Raw genomic sequence first — 18,337 nt, 5'->3', positions numbered from 1 at the left:
AGGGCTTTTGTTTTTGCCCTCCCACTCAAAACTGATTCTTTTTATATAAAGAATATAAAATGTTAGTTCAGTCTCTCTATTGAGACATACTGACTTAAAAGATGTTACCATCTTTCAAATCATAATTCAAGACGTTCTTTTTATATTTTAAGGAAATTGGTGAAATAAGCGGTTTTATTTTGGCTTTATTCAAGTTGGCTGGTGGTTGAAGCTCCAGGGGGACGCTTTCCGCAGGGCCGGCGGTGAGCCTCCTCGAGCTTCGCTCTGCAGGGTCTCACCTGTCCAACTTCTCCTGCTGGAGTCGCCCCCTTCCGCTACAACCACCATCTGTGCAGATACTAAAGATGGGTTTTATTAAACTTCTTAATAAAGCCTCTCTTCTCAAGTTATAACCGCTATAACATCTCTTAATCCAGCTTCGTAATCTGTGTGAATTCAAGTTCAACCGGTGTTTCACGGCCGAACATGTTGACGAGTACTTTCACTTTTCCTTTGTCAGCGTCGATCTCTTCGATCACACCGGCAAAGTTAGCAAATGGGCCGTCGTTCACGGTTACATTTTCACCAAGGTCAAAGTCCACATCAATTGTACGTTCCTGCATACCCATCTGCTTAAGCAGCTGTGTAACTTCTTCCGGAAGCAGCGGAGTCGGCTTTGCGCCGCCGCCTGATGAACCGACGAAACCTGTTACGCCAGGGGTATTACGCACAACGTACCATGAGTCATCTGTCATGACGATCTCTACAAGTACATAACCAGGGAATGTTTTACGCTTCACCGTTTTTGCTTTACCATCTTTAATTTCAGTTTCTTCTTCTTCAGGCACAACAACGCGGAAGATTTTATCCTGCATCCCCATTGTCTCTACCCGTTTTTCCAAGTTCATTTTCACCTTATTCTCGTAACCGGAATATGTGTGAACAACATACCAATTCTTTTCCACGAATGGGCTCCTCCTTTTTAAGGCGCTTGCCTTTTTTTAAATAGTCTCTTGTAAAGCTGGCTGTTGATTTCCACCGCAATCACCAGCTGTGATAAAACAACATTCAATTTTACATAACACTTATCTATCTGACAGTCATAATATCCAAAAATCATTTTAAACAATGAAAAAACCCGTTAAACGGGCTTTTGCATGTCTCCTGCTATTGTACACGAAATGCTGATCAGTTGCGAAAACAAAGCGGATTATAAAATCCAGTTAATGATCGCATCAATACCCATATCAACTACGAAAAAGAACACTGCAACAAAGACAACTGTTGATAGTACTGTAACAGTGTACTTTGTGAGTTCTTTACGCTTTGGCCAGCTGACCTTGCGCATTTCGGAAGCAACGTTACGAAAAAAGTTGCTGATTTTACTCATGATGACGTACCCTCCAACCAGTGTTATTTCATTTGTGCCTGCCCGGGGGCAGACCATTATACTGTCTGTTTATGAACAGTATGAGCATTGCAGTAACGGCAAAATTTCTTCACTTCTAATCTATCGGTCTGTCTGTTACCGTTTGCAGGAATCGTATAATTACGGGATCCGCATTCCGTACAGGCAAGGATTGTCTTTTTAGTCATAATGTTCATTCCTTTTCAGGATGTGCATCCTTTAAAAAATAACACTCTATGGAAGTTGTGTCAATATAACATTCAAGCTAGAAAGTCAATTCCCGCGCCTCCAGATAGCGCTCAAGTTTTCTTTTGACACGCTGGAGGGCATTATCAATTGATTTGACGTGACGATCCAGTTCTTCAGATATTTCCTGATAGGATTGACCGTCCAGGTATAGTGCGAGCACTTTCCTTTCAAGGTCACTGAGCAGCTCAGCTACTTTCCCCTCAATCTTACTGAACTCCTCCCGGTGGATCACGAGTGCTTCGGGGTCAGTCGGCTTGGCAGGTGAAATAACATCCATCAGCGTCCTGTCAGACTCCTCATCATAGATCGGCTTATCCAGGGACACATAGGAATTAAGCGGGATGTGTTTCTGGCGGGTTGCTGTTTTAATTGCGGTAATAATCTGGCGGGTAATACAAAGCTCGGCAAATGCCTTAAAGGATGTCAGCTTCTCACCCTTGTAGTCTCTGATTGCCTTATAAAGCCCAATCATGCCTTCTTGTATAATATCTTCCTTGTCAGCTCCAATCAGAAAATAAGAGCGGGCTTTCACCCTGACGAAATGGCGGTATTTGTTAATCAGAAAATCAAGTGCATCGCTGTTGCCGTGATGAATCAGTTCGATGATCTTATCGTCTTCCATTCCGCTGAATAAGTTTCGGTCCGACGTCTGAGTATGTGCGTTCAAATGGATCCCCCCGACTCTGTGAAACAAATAGATAGAAATATTATACTTTACTGAATTTTCGAGCGTCAACCGCTCATTTGTCTCCACGCCTCCATTTTTCGAATATTTCGGCGATTTCATCACTGATCGGAATTTTGGATACAGGGCGTGCTGACTGGTTTTTTTCAATATTTTTTGATATTTTCTTCTCGATTTGCTTCACTTCAATTAAAAGTTCCCGGGCGGACTTTCTGAGCGCTCCCTGACCGAATATTGCCCATTGTTCTGTGTAATCACTAGTCGCTACAATCACCTGGGTGCGTATATCATTCAATTCAATCGCAAGCTTTTCAATCCGCTCATCAGCCGTTTCATTTTTCCGCGTGAATATAATCTCCACGCGGTAGTTATACATTTTTTTGGACATGCCTTCGACAAACTGGGCATCAAAGACAATAATGACGCGGTGGCCCGTATAGCCTTGATAGTCCGCCATCATCTCAATCAGCCTGTCCCGCGCTGAACCAAGGTCGTGGCTTTTTAATTCAGTTAATTCAGGCCAGGCGCCTATAATGTTGTAGCCATCGACGAGCAGCACGTTTTTCATCGCACGTCATCCTTCCAACGGATGACGGCGGCGGTAGATTTCATACATCAGAATGCTTGCAGCAACTGAAGCGTTCAGCGAAGTAACATGTCCACTCATCGGAAGGTGGATCAGAAAGTCACATTTATCACGCAGGATTCTGCTCATGCCTTTTCCTTCACTCCCGATAATGAGACCAACAGGCATGGTGCCATCAAAACGGCGGTAGTCTTCACTGCCTTTTGCATCCGTTCCGGCAATCCATAATCCTTTATCTTTCAGTTCATCAAGCGTACGGGAAAGGTTTGTAACGCGCACAACCGGCACGTGTTCAATCGCTCCTGTAGAAGCTTTCGCTACCGTCGCAGTCAGACCAACCGCGCGGCGCTTTGGAATAATGATGCCATGAACGCCGACTGCATCTGCTGTTCTCATAATTGAGCCAAGGTTATGGGGATCTTCAAGCTCATCTAAGATCATGATAAACGGATCTTCGCCCTTCTTCTCAGCAAGTGCGAACACGTCATCGAGCTCTGCGTATTCATAGGCAGCGATTGAGGCCACAACACCCTGGTGCTGCCCATCCATCAGCTGATCAATCTTCTTTTTCGGCACAAACTGCACAAGTACATTCGCTTCTTTAGCCAACTGGATGACCTGCTGCATCTGTCCTTTCTGTGACCCTTCACCAATCCAGATCTTATTGATTTCTCTTCCGGCTCTCAGTGCTTCAAGTACCGGATTTTTGCCGCCAATAAACTCTTCACTCATTGCCCGGCTCCTTTCTGCTATCCACTATCATGGAAATCGCCTTTAATATGATCTCTTCCATACGTTCTTTTTGTTCTGTTAAATATAAATAGCCAATCATGGCTTCAAATGCTGTGCTGTACCGGTAAGTAGCGACATCTGTGTTCTTAGGTACGCTGCCTGACTTTGCATTGCGCCCCCGCCTGATGATCGCCATCTCCTCTTCGGTGAACAGGTCTTCTTCAAACATTTGATGCAGTACCTGCGCCTGTGCTTTTGCTGATACGTAACAGATCGCTTCCCGCTGCAGGGCATGGGGACGGATTGTACCGATCGTGAGAAGATGGTGTCTGACATACTGTTCATAGACCCCATCCCCCATATAGGCTAGTGCAAGTGCATTCAGCTGCTTTGGATCAAGTGGAGATGAATACGTCATACTATCCTCTTCTCCAGCGGATACCCTGTTTTGTATCTTCCAGAATGATATTCATCTCTTTTAACTGATCACGAATGGCGTCTGCTGTTGCAAAATCGCGATCTTTACGCGCTGCCTCACGCTTTACGATCAGCTCATCTATTTCTTCATCAAGCATTTCCTGCTCTTTCATTTCAATGCCAAGCACACCCGCTAATTCTTTTAGTGTATCCGTAAATGCATCAATCACTTCCGGAGAGGTATTCTTTTCTCTTAAGTAAAGATTCGCCTCTCCTGAAAGGTCAAACAGAACAGAGATCGCGTTAGCTGTGTTGAAGTCATCATCCATTTCTTTAATAAATGCTTCTTTCTGTGCTGCCACTTTTTCAAGCCATTCTGCATCGTTTTCTGTCAGGCCTGAACTTGCTTCTTTACGGTGCTTTAAGTTTTCGTAAGCTGTCCGGATGCGGTCAAGTCCCGCTCCTGCTGCTTCAAGCAATTCACGGTTATAGTTGATCGGATGACGGTAGTGAACGGACAGCATAAAGAATCTCAGTACCTGTGGATCCGCTTCTTTTAAAATGTCATGCACAAGGACAAAGTTACCGAGTGATTTTGACATTTTTTCATTATCAATGTTGATATAACCGTTATGAAGCCAGTAGTTGGCGAATGGTTTACCTGTTAAGGCTTCAGACTGGGCAATTTCATTTTCATGGTGAGGGAAAGCCAGATCCTGGCCGCCTGCATGAATATCAATTGTATCCCCGAGATACTTACGCGCCATTGCAGAGCACTCTATGTGCCAGCCCGGACGCCCTTCTCCCCAAGGACTTTCCCAGGAAATCTCCCCTTCTTTCGCTGCTTTCCAGAGAACGAAATCCAGTTCGTCTTCCTTCCGCTCATCCGACTCAATTCTCGCCCCAATGCGCAGCTCATCAATTGACTGGTGAGACAGCTTGCCGTAACCATTGAACTTTCTTGTGCGGTAATAGACATCGCCGCCTGATTCATAAGCAAAATCCTTCTCAATCAGTGATTCAATGAATTCAATAATCAGGTCAATGTTTTCTGTAACACGCGGATGCGCTGTACCGCGTGCGCATCCAAGCGCACCCACATCTTCAAAATAAGCGTCAATGAAGCGCTCTGCCACTGCTGGCACCTCTTCACCAAGCTCATTGGCTGCACGGATTAATTTGTCGTCCACATCTGTAAAGTTTGAGACGTAATTCACGTCATATCCTCTGTATTCAAGGTGACGTCTGACTGTATCAAAGACAATCGGCGGACGGGCATTTCCAATATGAATATAGTTATAAACGGTCGGACCGCATACATACATGGATACTTTTCCTTCTTCAAGCGGTTTAAACGGTTCCTTCTTTCTTGTTACAGTGTTGTACATTTGAATGCTCATGGCTGTGAGCTCCTTTCACGTTCTTTCTTCAGCTGATCTTTTACAAAAGCCAGTTCTGTTTCGAGTGTTCTGATCCGCTCCCAGATCGGGTCCGGCATATCCTGATGATCAAGATCCCGGCGGACTTTCTTGCCATCTCTGATGACGACTTTGCCTGGGATACCGACCACAGTGGAATTTGCGGGTACGTCTTTTAACACAACTGATCCCGCTCCAACCTTTGAATTCTCACCGACAATAATCGACCCGAGTACTTTGGCACCTGTGGCAATCAGTACGTTATCTTCAAGTGTCGGGTGACGCTTTCCTTTTTCTTTACCGGTTCCACCTAAGGTGACCCCCTGAAAAACTGTCACGTTATTACCGATTTCGCACGTTTCACCAATGACTACACCCATTCCATGATCAATGAAAAAGCGTCGCCCGATTTTTGCTGCAGGATGAATTTCAATGCCTGTGAGAACCTTCGCAATTTGCGATATTGCCCGGGCAATAAAGAACATTTTCCGCTTATAAAACCAATGTGCAATCCGGTAAGCCCAGATCGCATGAAGCCCTGAATAAGTCAGAACGATTTCAAAAGCTGAGCGGGCTGCCGGGTCCTGGTCGAACACGGTATCTATATCTTCACGAATCCGCTTGAACATACGGTTCACTCCTTTCATTTTATCCGATTCACACCTAAAACCAACTAATACGATCAGAATTAACTGTTTTAAAATAGAAAAAGCGTCTCTGTCAAATGACAGAGACGCTTTTGCGCGGTTCCACTCTGTTTGAGGCAATACTACCCCCAACTTAATCAGGATAACGGCCTGAACCGCTGTTGCCTACATCAACTTTCAGCAAAAGACTCAAGGGTGCATTTCAGAAAGCATTCAGCCCAAACCGCTTTCAGCCTGATGGCGGTTCTCTCTTTCGGTGCTTCCACTTTTCCTACTTCTCCCTCTCAAAGCTTTTATTTATATCACTGTGTGTTCATCAGCTGTTTAAAAGTTTTCTATAGACATACTATATACTATTCTTTTCAAAATGTTAATCAGTCAGCTTCGCTAGGCGTGCCAGTACTTTTTCTTTTCCTAATACTTCAATTGCACTCGGAAGGTCCGGTCCGTGTGTCTGGCCAGTCGCTGCTACACGGATTGGCATGAACAGCTTTTTACCTTTATGACCCGTTTCTTTTTGCACTGCTTTAATCGCCTTTTTAATCTCTGATGCTTCAAAGTTTTCAAGTGCTTCAAGCTGGCGGCTTAGTTCTGCCATCACTTCAGGCACCTGCTCCTCAGCAAGGACAGCGCTCGCTTCCTCGTCGTAGGCAATCTCATCTTTAAAGAACAGTTCTGATAGTGCCACGATCTCAGCACCATAGCTCATCTGCTCCTGATAAAGTCCGACAAGCTTTCTTACCCACTCATCCTGTTCAGGTGTGCGGTCTTTTTGAATCTTACCTGCTTCTTCAAGGTGAGGAACTGACAGCGCCACAACCTCATCAAGGTCAAGATTCTTCATATACTGATTATTCATCCATTCAAGCTTCTTCGTGTCGAATACAGCCGGTGACTTAGACAGACGGTCAGCATCAAAGCGCTCAATCAGCTCTTCTTTTGAGAATAATTCATCTTCACCCTTAGGTGACCAGCCAAGCAGAGCAATAAAGTTAAATAACGCATCCGGCTGATAGCCAAGGTCTTTATACTGCTCGATGAACTGAATGATTGAGCCGTCACGCTTACTCAGCTTTTTACGCTCTTCATTGACAATCAGTGTCGTATGACCGAACTTCGGAATATCCCATCCGAACGCTTCATAAATCATCAGCTGCTTCGGTGTGTTAGAAATGTGGTCATCTCCGCGCAGGACGTGAGAGATCTCCATATAGTGATCGTCTACTGCCACTGCAAAGTTATAGGTCGGAATTCCGTCTTTTTTCACAATAACGAAGTCGCCAATTCCATCACTTTCAAATGACACATCGTCTTTTACGATATCGTTGAATGTATATGTCTTACCCTGTGGTACAGCAAAACGGATACTCGGCTTGCGGCCTTCCGCTTCAAGTGCTGCACGCTCATCATCTGTCAGGTTGCGGCACTTTCCGCTGTAGCGTGGCATCTCGCTGCGTGCGATCTGTCCTTCACGCTCTGCTTCAAGTTCTTCCTCTGTGCAATAGCATTTATATGCAAGCCCGCGCTCAAGCAGGTCATCATAATGCTTTTTGTAAAGGTCGTTACGCTCTGACTGACGGTACGGACCGTAATCTCCGCCTACATCAATACTTTCATCCCAGTCAATACCGAGCCATTTCAGGTACTCAAGCTGAGATTCCTCTCCGCCTTCAATATTACGCTTTGTATCTGTATCCTCAACGCGGATAATGAATGTCCCATTGTGGCTTCTTGCGAATAGGTAGTTGAATAAAGCTGCTCTTGCGTTCCCGATATGCAGGTGTCCTGTCGGGCTTGGTGCGTAACGCACGCGAATGTCTGTAGACATAAAAAATCCTCCTAGAATGATTGCTTAATATTTTGGCGTTAGATCTCCGTTTCAGGCGGACGCTTTCCGGACGGAGGTTGCTGAGCCTCCTCGCCTTCGGCTGCGGGGTCTCAGCTTCCCTCTAATCGTCCCGGAGTCGCCGCCTTCCACTGCGATCACCGCTGTGCATGTTACAAAGTGTATTTTTATAAAATCATGCACCTATGAGTTTATAAATTCAAAAAGACTTTAAGCAGCTCTGCTTATTAGGTTTTCTGCAAAAGAATAACTGCCTGTGCAGCGATTCCTTCGCCGCGACCTTCAAAGCCCAGCTGTTCAGTTGTTGTCGCTTTGACATTGACCTGGCCTTCTGATGCTTCAAGCAGTTCTGCGATTACTTTGCGCATGTCACTGATATGAGGCGCCATCTTCGGCTTTTGCGCGATAATCGTACAGTCAATGTTGCCTAAGCGGTAACCGTGTTCTCTGACAATACTCCAGACGTGCTGAAGTAATTTCTTTGAATCGGCATCTTTAAATTCGGGTTCTGTATCCGGAAAATGCTTTCCTATATCACCTTCACCGATCGCACCCAGCGCTGCATCCGCCACTACATGAAGCAGTACATCTGCATCTGAATGACCGAGAAGTCCTTTTTCGTAAGGAATCGTTACCCCGCCGATAATGAGCGGACGGTTCTCTGCAAGCTGATGGACGTCATAGCCCTGTCCAATTCGAAACATGGCAGTTTCCCCTCTCTATTGACCGTTTTTCGCTAAAATCGCTTCAGCAAAAACGAGATCTTCTTTTGTTGTCAGCTTTATATTATCATAATCCGACTCAATAACCGCTACTTTTCCGCCAGTTTTTTCGACCAGTGACGCTTCATCTGTGCCGAGAAAATCTGTACGGACTGCTTCCTCATGCGCACCCATCAGCACCTCAAGTAAAAAAGCCTGAGGTGTCTGAACTGACCACAGATCTGAACGCTCCACTGTTTCGGTTACTGTGCCGTTTTTAACTTTTTTAATCGTATCTTTTACAGGAACAGCCGCAATCGCACCGCCTTTTGATGCAGCGGCTTCTGCAAGCTTGTGGATGACCTCCTGGCTGATAAAAGGACGCGCTCCGTCATGAACCATCACAATCTTAGCAGCAGCCTTCTTCAGTCCTTCGTAGACACTATGCTGGCGTTCAGCACCGCCTGTCACCATCTGCGTGATTTTTGTCAGATGATACTGATCAATCAGCTCTTCAAGCGTCTTTTTGTCGTCAGGATGAATAACAAGAATGACGGCGCTGCACAGTGGATCGCGTTCAAATACCTGCAGCGTATGGACGATAACCGGAATCCCCTTTAATTCAAGCAGCAGCTTATTGCGGTCTGCCCCCATGCGCTTGCCCCGGCCCGCTGCCGGAATTACCACTTCATATGTCATTTGAAACTCCCTTTACAGTGCTTTTTCATAAGACTTAGGCTTGGCAAAAATCATGCGGCCGGCTGACGTCTGAAGCACACTCGTTACAATTACATCGATATGTTTACCGATAAAGTTTTTGCCGTCCTCGACTACGATCATCGTGCCGTCATCAAGGTAGGCAATTCCCTGATTTTGTTCTTTACCGTCTTTGATCATTTGCACGTGCAGTTCTTCACCCGGTAGCACAACAGGTTTTACAGCATTGGCAAGATCATTAATATTCAGTACCTGCACATCCTGCAGGTCACATACTTTATTTAAGTTGAAGTCATTGGTCACGACAATACCATTCAGTACTTTTGCAAGCTTGACAAGCTTACTGTCGACCTCCTGGATTTCTTCAAAATCACCTTCATAAATCGTAACCTGAATCGGGATATCGCGTTGGATTCTTTTTAAAATATCCAGTCCCCTGCGCCCGCGGTTACGTTTCAATGCATCTGATGAATCCGCAATATGCTGCAGCTCACCAAGCACAAATTGAGGAATGACAATCTCACCGTCTAAAAAGCCAGTCTGACAGATATCTGCAATACGACCGTCAATAATAACACTTGTATCAAGGATCTTATGGCGCTTTGAAGCCGGAACATCACTAACTTCCTTCGCAGCCGATTCCTCAGTTCTTTTAGCTGAACCACCCCTTGAAAACAGCTGGACCAGCTCGTCCCTTTTTGTGAAACCAACCTGGAACCCGAGATACCCGAGAATCAGCGTTAACAGAATCGGAACGACGGTATTCACGATTGGAATCTCAATATCATTCACTGCCACCCCCAGAAGGAAAGCGGTGATCAGACCGATGATCAGTCCAAGTGCCCCGAATAAAATATCTGTAACAGGTGCCTTCACAAGGGAATCCTCTGCCCAGGTAATAAAATTGACTACATACTTAATGGCCCAAAACGTAGCAGCATAAAAGATGATCGCTCCTAAAATAGCAGTCACATAAGGGTTGTTTAAAAGTGCATAATCAAGATTAAAAGGTATAAGAACTAATTCAGGTAATAAAAATACGCCTAATGTTCCGCCAACGATCAGGAAACAGACTTGAATAATACGTTTTAACATTCCTTCACCTCCTCAGATGAAATTTTTTCTATAATGAAAGCTTGTGAAAAGAGTAGCATGACAGTAATAAGCAAGTCAATTTTAATAAAAATGAATTATCATATCATACAAAGAGAGTGCTTACAAACCATTTTTTGTTAGTGGTCCGCCAGAGACTGTTCTCTCACTGATTTCAATCCCTCTTTAATTTTCCTTGCGCGGATGCCGCCGATTCCATCCACCTGATCCAGTTCCTCAACTGTCGCTTTCTTTAGCTGATCGAGCGTACCGAAATCGCCTATGATATTTTCAATAATCGTAAGCGGCAGTCTTGGGATTTTGTTCAGCACGCGATACCCTCTTGGCACTGTCTGGCTTTCATATTCAGTCGATGACGGATGACCAAGCATTTTCATGATTGATTCATCCTCCATGATTTTAGATGACACTTTTTCAGCAAACGCCTCATACATATCATGGGCACCAGCATGATCCTGTGAAGCATAATCCCGGATGACCATTACCGCTTCTTTTTCAAGGTCAGCCAGCAACTCATTCAGCTGCAGCCGCACAAGACGGCCTTCCGATCCCAGTTCATTCAGGTAGAGCAGGAGCTCATTTTTAATCCGGATGACCATTTCAAAACGGTGAATCACCTGTAAAACATCGTTATACGTCACCGCTTCCTCATATTCAAGCAGCGTTAAGTGTGACAGACTCTGATCAAGCACAGTGCGGTATTTCTCAAGCGTCTGAAGCGCCTGATTCGCTTTGGCCAAAATGACAGCAATCTCTTTTAATGCGTAGCGGTATGTTCCTTTGTACAGTGTAATGACGTTTCTTCTCTGTGAAATCGCAATGACAAGTGAATCTGTCTCTCTTGCCACCCGCTCCGCTGTTCTGTGACGCATACCTGTTTCAGATGAAGGCACCATCGGACTCGGATTCAGCTGCGCATTAGCAATCAGAATCTTACTGCCTGATTCATTGAGAATAATAGCCCCATCCATTTTTGCCAGCTCATACAGATAAGTCGGGGAAAATGGACAATGGATCTGAAAGCCCCCGTCTACAAGCGGCTTCATCTTATCGTTGCATCCGACAACAATCAGCCCGCCTGTTCCTGCCCGAAGCACATTATCAATTCCTTCTCTAAAAGGTGTACCCGGTGCAACAAGCTGAATAATATCAGCTGACGGACGCTTTCTTCTCCTGTTATCCATTCTTTATCCCTCCAATGTCTTCTTTAGAGCGTCTGCTACATTTGATACGCCGATGACTTCAATACCTTCCGGGAATGTCCAGCCGCCAATATTATTTTCAGGAATAATGACTCTTTTAAAGCCAAGCTTTGCCGCTTCCTGTACCCGCTGCTCAATTCTTGATACCCTGCGCACTTCTCCCGTCAGGCTAACCTCACCGATCATACAGTCAAACGGCTTTGGCGGCTCATCGCGGTAACTCGACGCTATACTGACGAGTACAGCGAGATCGACTGCAGGCTCATCCAGCTTCACGCCACCCGCTACTTTCAGGTAGGCATCCTGCGTCTGCAGCATTAATCCGACACGCTTTTCAAGGACAGCCATCAGCAGTGAGACTCGGTTCTGGTCGATTCCTGTCGCCATTCTTCTCGGGTTATTAAAGCTCGTCGGTGTAACAAGCGCCTGAATTTCTACAAGAATCGGCCGCGTTCCCTCCATTGAAGCCACCACTGTCGAACCGGCGGCACCCTGGGAACGTTCCTCAAGGAAAATCTCAGACGGATTACCGACTTCCCTTAAGCCTTCTTCCCTCATTTCAAAAATACCCATTTCATTTGTCGAACCGAAACGGTTTTTCACAGCGCGGAGAATCCGGTACGTATGATGACGTTCACCTTCAAAGTACAGCACTGTATCCACCATATGCTCTAAAATTCTCGGTCCTGCAATCGATCCTTCTTTCGTGACGTGCCCCACAAGGAAAATCGCAATGTTTTTTGTTTTGGCAATCCGCATCAGCTCTGCTGTACATTCACGTACCTGTGTGACGCTCCCCGGCGCTGATGTGACTTCAGGGTGGTAGACTGTCTGGATAGAATCAATGATGACAATATCAGGGGAGACCTGCTCGATGGAGTGGTGAATCGACTCAAGGTTTGTCTCAGCATAGATCATCAGCTCTTCTGAAGTCACACTCAGACGGTCGGCACGAAGCTTCGTCTGTTTGATGGATTCCTCACCTGAGATATAAAGTACTTTATTTTTCGTTTCAGCGAGCTGTGAGGAGACCTGGAGCAGCAGCGTGGATTTCCCGATACCGGGATCTCCCCCGATCAGCACCATCGAACCGGGCACAACACCCCCGCCGAGTACGCGGTTTAACTCCTGCATTTTTGTCATAACCCGTGTTTCTTCCTGTGTCTCAACTTTAATCAGCGGTGTAGCCTTTGACTGGCTGCCTTCTGGTGTATGGGTAAAAGACTTTCTCGGCTGTTTGCCTGTCACCGTTACTTCTTCCACCATGGTGTTGAATTCACCGCACCCAGGACATTTACCCATCCATTTAGCAGATTCATACCCGCATGACGTACACATAAACTTGGATTTCTTTTTTGCCAAACTGATAACCTCCGTTAAAAAAGGTGCACGTGATTGTATTCATTCACACGTGCACCTTCAGACATTATTGCGTTACATCTACTTCTTCTTTACGTGATACGGTGAACTCACCGTCTTTATAATCAATTTCCACTCTGTAGCCTTCAAGCACATTGCCTTTCAGCAGCTCTTCAGACAGGCGGTCTTCGATATGCTTTTGAATCGCACGGCGCAGCGGACGCGCTCCATATTCAGGATCAAAGCCTTCATCTGAAATTTTTTCTTTCGCTGCTTCTGTAATCACGAGATCAATGTCTTTTTCCTTCAGGCGTTTCACAAGTTCTCCTGCCATCAGTGACACGATCTGTTTTAAATGGTTCTTTTCAAGTGAGTGGAACACAATGGTTTCATCGATACGGTTCAGGAACTCCGGACGGAAGGCGCGCTTCAATTCTTCAAGCACTTTACCTTTCATATCCTTGTAATCCTGACTCGAATCCTGTACCGCAAACCCTACATGACGGTTCTGCTTCAGTGCGCTTGCACCAACGTTTGATGTCATAATCAGTACGACGTTACGGAAGTCTACTGTACGGCCTTTAGAATCTGTCAGGCGTCCATCTTCAAGTACTTGAAGAAGAATATTAAATACATCAGGGTGCGCTTTTTCAATCTCATCAAGCAGCACAACTGAGTATGGCTTACGGCGGACTTTCTCAGTCAGCTGACCGCCTTCTTCATAGCCTACATAGCCTGGAGGTGATCCGACAAGTCGTGAAGTCGAGTGTTTTTCCATGTACTCAGACATATCGATACGAATCATCGCGTCCTCTTCACCGAACATTGATTCAGCAAGTGCGCGGGCAAGCTCCGTTTTACCGACACCGGTTGGTCCAAGGAAAATGAATGAGCCGATCGGACGCTTCGGATCCTTCAGACCTGCTCGGGCACGGCGTACGGCTTTGGCAATCGCCGTTACCGCATCTTCCTGACCGATCACGCGGCCGTGGAGCGAATCTTCAAGATGCAGAAGCTTCTGCGTTTCAGTCTCAGCAAGGCGTGATACCGGTACACCCGTCCACGTAGAAACCACATGTGCGATATCTTCAACAGTGACTTCAGTATTCTCCTGTCCTTGCTTTTCTTTCCACACTTTTTTCGTTTCTTCAAGCTTTTCTTTCGTCTTTTGCTCAGAATCGCGAAGAGAAGCCGCTTTTTCGAATTCCTGACTCTGTACAGCAGCATCCTTTTCTTTACGGATGCCTTCAAGCTTAGCTTCAAGCTCTTTCAGGTTAGGCGGTGTTGTATATGAACGCAGACGCACTTTAGAGCCTGCTTCATCAATTAAGTCAATCGCTTTATCAGGAAGGAAGCGGTCTGAAATATAACGGTCAGACATTTTCACTGCCGCTTCAATCGCTGCATCAGTAATTGATACGCGGTGGTGGGCTTCATAGCGGTCACGCAGTCCTTTTAAAATCAGTACTGACTCTTCAGCTGTCGGCTCATCTACCTGAATTGGCTGGAAACGGCGTTCAAGCGCTGCATCCTTTTCGATATATTTACGGTATTCATCAAGCGTCGTCGCACCGATACACTGAAGCTCACCGCGTGCAAGTGACGGTTTCAGGATATTGGATGCATCAATCGCACCCTCTGCTCCACCTGCACCAATCAATGTATGAAGCTCATCGATGAATAGAATCACGTTTCCTGCCTGACGGATCTCATCCATTACCTTTTTCAGACGGTCTTCGAATTCACCGCGGTATTTTGTACCTGCAACAACGGTACCCATATCAAGTGTCATTACGCGCTTATCACGCAGGATTTCCGGCACTTCATTTTGTACAATCTGCTGAGCCAATCCTTCAGCGATCGCTGTTTTACCTACACCAGGCTCCCCGATTAATACAGGGTTATTCTTCGTACGGCGGCTTAACACTTCAATCACACGCTGGATTTCCTTACTTCTTCCGATAACCGGATCAAGGCTTCCTTCACGTGCAATGACTGTCAGGTCGCGTGCAAGTCCGTCAAGCGTCGGCGTATTCGCACTCGCGTTTGACGCCTGCTGGCTGCCTGCTTCATTACTGCCGAGAAGCTGCAGTACCTGCTGGCGGGCTTTATTCAGGCTCACGCCAAGGTTATTGAGTACGCGTGCTGCCACGCCTTCTCCTTCACGGATTAAACCAAGCAGAATATGTTCAGTTCCTACATAGGAATGACCAAGCTTACGGGCTTCATCCATTGAAAGCTCAATCACTTTCTTTGCTCTTGGTGTATAGTGAACGCTCGGTGACTGTTCTGTCCCTTTGCCGATCAATTCTTCTACTTCTTCCTGAATTTTCGTTGTGCTCAAATTAAGCGTCTGCAGTGCTTTCGCTGCAATGCCCTCTCCTTCACGAACGAGACCAAGAAGGATATGCTCAGTACCGATATTTGAATGGGAAAGACGGATCGCCTCTTCCTGTGCCAATGCTAATACTTTTTGTGCTCTCTCTGTGAATCGTCCAAACATCATAAGTCTGATCCTCCTTTATCTTTACTTACATCCATCTCCAGACGCTCGCGGATCAGCGAAGCACGTCTGATATCTCTTTCCACAGGACGCAGGAAACCTCCTGCATACTGCTGTAAAAATCCTGGCTGCGTTAAAATCATCAGCTCATTCAAAATGCTTCTCGACACATTTTCAATGAAGCCAAGGTCAATACCGAGGCGAACATCTGACAGACATTTCGCCGCTTCCTTTGACTCGATCACTCTGCTGTAACGCAGCGTTCCATATGACCGGAATACTCTGTCTTCAAGCTGAATACCTGATGACTTCACCAGTGCTTCCCGGGCAGCTTTCTCCTGGGTAATAATCTGATCCACCACGTGCAGCAGATCCTCTGTAATGTCTTCTTCAGACTTACCGAGAGTCGTCTGGTTGGAGATCTGAAAGATGTTACCTAAAGCTTCGCTGCCTTCACCGTAAATTCCTCTTGCCACCAGACCAAATTGTCCAATTGCCGGAATAATCCGGTTCATCTGGTGCGTCATCATTAATCCTGGTAAATGCATCATAACAGATGCACGCAATCCCGTCCCCACATTTGTCGGGCACGTCGTCAGATAACCGAAATTCTCATCAAACGCATAATCAAAATGCTTTTCAATCGCATCATCAATTTCAAGCGCCTTTCGCAAAGCTTCTTTTAACTGAAGCCCTGGGAACAGACACTGAATTCTTAAATGATCCTCTTCATTCACCATCAGACTGATATCTTCCTGATCTGACAGCCACACAGATGACGAGCCTGCATCCTCTGCAAGATTCGGACTGATCAGATGCTTTTCCACGAGCACCCTTTTCTCAAGCCCCTGAAGATCCTGCATTTTCAGTTCTTCAAGCGGATAACCTGCCTGCTCTACAGCAGTTCTCATTGCCTGGGCAGTCTGTTCAGCCTCTTCCTTTGTAAATACAGTAGGAAACGCATAGCGGTTATGGTTTCTGGCCAGCCTGATCCTTGTTGAAAGTACAATCTCAGAAGCAGGGCCATCCTCATTCATCCAGGAGCTGACCGCCTGATTCAAAAACCTCTTAAGACTCATCAGCACCGCCCCTTTCACCATCTATTTCTTTTTCAAGAGAACGGATTTGATCACGAATCGTCGCAGCCTGTTCAAATTCCTCCTGCTCAATCAGTGATTTCAATTCAACACGAAGATCACTGACCTTTCTCTTCATATGAATCGTGCCGCCCTGACGTTCAGGCAGCTTCCCCTGATGAACAGTATTACCGCTGTGCAGTCTTTTTAAAATAGGCGGCAGCTGATCTCTGAATGATTCATAACACTTAGGACAACCAAACTTACCAATCTTTAAAAACTGGTCAAACGTCATCTGGCAACCACTGCACTCCACTGTCTCGCGCCTGTTTTGTGTTGGCTGATTCTGCTTCATGACCGGCGAAACATTCAACAGCCCTGCAAGCAAATGGTTGAATGAAAAAGCACCATCATCATTCATAAAAGCCTCGCCCTTATCCTGCGCGCACACTTCACACAAATGAACCTCAGTCGACTTTCCATTCACCACGTTTTTTAAATGAACAGCAGCAGGCCGCTCCTGGCATTGTTCACACATCATCTCGATCACCCCGCGACCTTATTGATATTTTAAAACCGTCAGCATAGCAGTCAGCATACGTCCCCTCACTTCATCCCTGACAGGCAGCGGGACATTAAGCGTCGAACGATCCATCGCACTAAGCATCAGCTTTGCTTCACGCTTAGAAATAACGTCTTCATCAATCAGCCTGAAAACCACACTCTCAGCAGCAGCCTGTGGGACTGCCGGCTGAAGAATTGCTAATATCTGATCAATTAAATGAGCGTGATCATCGCTTTTTACCTTTATAATACGTATATACCCTCCGCCGCCACGCTTACTCTCCACAACGTAGCCACTTTCAATCGTAAAACGGGTTTTCATCACATAATTAATTTGAGAAGGCACACACTGAAAACGCTCAGCAATTTCACTGCGCTTTATTTCCACTATTTCACTCCCGCTCTTCTCTAAAACCTCTTTCAAATAGTTTTCAATCACATCAGAAATATTTTTCACATTGCCACCTCCCCCACCTTGACTTTGACTATCTTTGACTATGATTATACAACACATTTTAGGTTATGTGCAATTTGAGGGGTTGGGTACAGCTGAGTAGAGATTTGTGAGGGAATAATAGCAGCGCGGCAAATGGATAAATGAAGGAATCATCTTGCATGCTGAAGGAGACAGAAAGAAGTCGAGGAATTTACTTTGAAGGAATGCAAAATTTATTTGTGCCTTTGGGATCCCGGCTTTTTGCACTGGATGCACTTAGGATTCCAGCCTTTTGCCGTTTATGTCTCCAGGATTCCGGTTTTTTGCCCTTCATGCACTTCGGTCTCCGTCCCTTCCTTCACTTTTAAACGCACAAAAAAAGCCTTTCCCCTAAAGGAAAGACTTTTTCAAACTGCCTAGCGACGTCCTACTCTCACAGGGGGAAACCCCCAACTACCATCGGCGCTGAAGAGCTTAACTTCCGTGTTCGGCATGGGAACGGGTGTGACCTCTTCGCTGTCATCACTAGACTATGAAAGGCTCGCGCCTTCAAAACTGGATACGTTCATCAAAGTAAGGAGATTGTCGAGAATCACCTAATTGGTTAAGTCCTCGATCGATTAGTATTCGTCAGCTGCACATGTCACCATGCTTCCACCTCGAACCTATCTACCTGATCATCTTTCAGGGATCTTACCA

The 18,337-nt window shown here is 45.8% G+C and carries 19 protein-coding genes, 2 rRNA genes and 1 other annotated feature; all 21 genes read right to left on the bottom strand.

Translation table 11 applies throughout. The features are described 5' to 3' along the window. Positions 1 to 407: 407 nt before the first annotated feature. The gene (gene nusG, locus KP77_RS00590) at positions 408 to 944 is read right to left on the bottom strand and encodes a transcription termination/antitermination protein NusG (RefSeq protein ID WP_041120823.1); all 537 of its coding nucleotides are present in this window, start codon (positions 942 to 944) and stop codon (positions 408 to 410) included. Between the two features lie 245 nt (positions 945 to 1,189). Beyond that, the gene (gene secE, locus KP77_RS00585) at positions 1,190 to 1,369 is read right to left on the bottom strand and encodes a preprotein translocase subunit SecE (protein ID WP_041120822.1); all 180 of its coding nucleotides are present in this window, start codon (positions 1,367 to 1,369) and stop codon (positions 1,190 to 1,192) included. A 56-nt stretch (positions 1,370 to 1,425) separates the two neighbouring features. Further along, complete coding sequence (gene rpmG / locus KP77_RS17740) at positions 1,426 to 1,575, bottom strand: 50S ribosomal protein L33 (protein WP_084218539.1); 150 nt, start codon at positions 1,573 to 1,575, stop codon at positions 1,426 to 1,428. A gap of 77 nt (positions 1,576 to 1,652) precedes the next feature. Next, complete coding sequence (gene sigH, locus KP77_RS00580; protein WP_041120879.1) at positions 1,653 to 2,372, bottom strand: RNA polymerase sporulation sigma factor SigH; 720 nt, start codon at positions 2,370 to 2,372, stop codon at positions 1,653 to 1,655. 4 nt (positions 2,373 to 2,376) lie between these two features. After that, complete coding sequence (locus tag KP77_RS00575) at positions 2,377 to 2,889, bottom strand: NYN domain-containing protein (protein WP_041120821.1); 513 nt, start codon at positions 2,887 to 2,889, stop codon at positions 2,377 to 2,379. 6 nt (positions 2,890 to 2,895) lie between these two features. Further along, positions 2,896 to 3,639, bottom strand: a complete 744-nt coding sequence (gene rlmB, locus KP77_RS00570) for a 23S rRNA (guanosine(2251)-2'-O)-methyltransferase RlmB (protein ID WP_041120820.1) — start codon at positions 3,637 to 3,639, stop codon at positions 2,896 to 2,898. Further along, complete coding sequence (locus tag KP77_RS00565) at positions 3,632 to 4,057, bottom strand: Mini-ribonuclease 3 (RefSeq protein WP_041120819.1); 426 nt, start codon at positions 4,055 to 4,057, stop codon at positions 3,632 to 3,634. The genes rlmB and KP77_RS00565 overlap by 8 nt, the downstream gene beginning before the upstream one ends. A gap of 1 nt (position 4,058) precedes the next feature. Then, positions 4,059 to 5,456, bottom strand: coding sequence for a cysteine--tRNA ligase (gene cysS, locus KP77_RS00560; protein WP_041120818.1), 1,398 nt, complete (start codon positions 5,454 to 5,456; stop codon positions 4,059 to 4,061). Next, complete coding sequence (cysE, locus tag KP77_RS00555; protein WP_039806237.1) at positions 5,453 to 6,103, bottom strand: serine O-acetyltransferase; 651 nt, start codon at positions 6,101 to 6,103, stop codon at positions 5,453 to 5,455. Before cysE ends, cysS begins: the two co-directional genes overlap by 4 nt. A 97-nt stretch (positions 6,104 to 6,200) precedes the next feature. Further along, positions 6,201 to 6,418 (bottom strand) — a binding site (T-box leader). Between the two features lie 73 nt (positions 6,419 to 6,491). Then, positions 6,492 to 7,949 (bottom strand): glutamate--tRNA ligase, encoded by a 1,458-nt coding sequence (gene gltX, locus KP77_RS00550; protein WP_041120817.1) that lies wholly within the window; start codon positions 7,947 to 7,949, stop codon positions 6,492 to 6,494. A gap of 245 nt (positions 7,950 to 8,194) precedes the next feature. Beyond that, a complete protein-coding gene (gene ispF / locus KP77_RS00545; RefSeq protein WP_041120816.1) occupies positions 8,195 to 8,671 on the bottom strand; it encodes a 2-C-methyl-D-erythritol 2,4-cyclodiphosphate synthase in 477 nt (158 codons plus the stop codon). Positions 8,672 to 8,686: 15 nt separating this feature from the next. After that, positions 8,687 to 9,367: a 2-C-methyl-D-erythritol 4-phosphate cytidylyltransferase gene (ispD, locus tag KP77_RS00540; protein WP_041120815.1), complete on the bottom strand. Its 681-nt coding sequence runs from the start codon at positions 9,365 to 9,367 to the stop codon at positions 8,687 to 8,689. A gap of 12 nt (positions 9,368 to 9,379) precedes the next feature. Next, the gene (locus KP77_RS00535; protein WP_041120814.1) at positions 9,380 to 10,480 is read right to left on the bottom strand and encodes a PIN/TRAM domain-containing protein; all 1,101 of its coding nucleotides are present in this window, start codon (positions 10,478 to 10,480) and stop codon (positions 9,380 to 9,382) included. A gap of 137 nt (positions 10,481 to 10,617) precedes the next feature. Continuing rightward, positions 10,618 to 11,682, bottom strand: coding sequence for a DNA integrity scanning diadenylate cyclase DisA (gene disA, locus KP77_RS00530; RefSeq protein ID WP_041120813.1), 1,065 nt, complete (start codon positions 11,680 to 11,682; stop codon positions 10,618 to 10,620). A 3-nt stretch (positions 11,683 to 11,685) separates the two neighbouring features. Beyond that, complete coding sequence (gene radA / locus KP77_RS00525) at positions 11,686 to 13,062, bottom strand: DNA repair protein RadA (RefSeq protein WP_041120812.1); 1,377 nt, start codon at positions 13,060 to 13,062, stop codon at positions 11,686 to 11,688. A gap of 64 nt (positions 13,063 to 13,126) precedes the next feature. Then, on the bottom strand, positions 13,127 to 15,565 hold the full coding sequence (gene clpC / locus KP77_RS00520) for an ATP-dependent protease ATP-binding subunit ClpC (protein ID WP_041120811.1): 2,439 nt from the start codon (positions 15,563 to 15,565) through the stop codon (positions 13,127 to 13,129). After that, a complete protein-coding gene (locus KP77_RS00515; RefSeq protein ID WP_041120810.1) occupies positions 15,562 to 16,641 on the bottom strand; it encodes a protein arginine kinase in 1,080 nt (359 codons plus the stop codon). Before KP77_RS00515 ends, clpC begins: the two co-directional genes overlap by 4 nt. Beyond that, positions 16,631 to 17,179, bottom strand: coding sequence for a UvrB/UvrC motif-containing protein (locus tag KP77_RS00510; RefSeq protein WP_041120809.1), 549 nt, complete (start codon positions 17,177 to 17,179; stop codon positions 16,631 to 16,633). Before KP77_RS00510 ends, KP77_RS00515 begins: the two co-directional genes overlap by 11 nt. An 18-nt stretch (positions 17,180 to 17,197) precedes the next feature. Further along, a complete protein-coding gene (locus KP77_RS00505; RefSeq protein WP_041120808.1) occupies positions 17,198 to 17,659 on the bottom strand; it encodes a CtsR family transcriptional regulator in 462 nt (153 codons plus the stop codon). Between the two features lie 393 nt (positions 17,660 to 18,052). Then, positions 18,053 to 18,168: ribosomal RNA gene (gene rrf / locus KP77_RS00500) — 5S ribosomal RNA — on the bottom strand. Between the two features lie 70 nt (positions 18,169 to 18,238). Next, positions 18,239 to 18,337: ribosomal RNA gene (locus KP77_RS00495) — 23S ribosomal RNA — on the bottom strand; the annotation flags it as partial.

The organism is Jeotgalibacillus alimentarius (assembly GCF_000829445.1).
Lineage (GTDB): Bacteria > Bacillota > Bacilli > Bacillales > Jeotgalibacillaceae > Jeotgalibacillus > Jeotgalibacillus alimentarius.
Note: the sequence above shows the minus strand (reverse complement) of the source record. Positions and strands in the feature narration are given on the sequence as shown.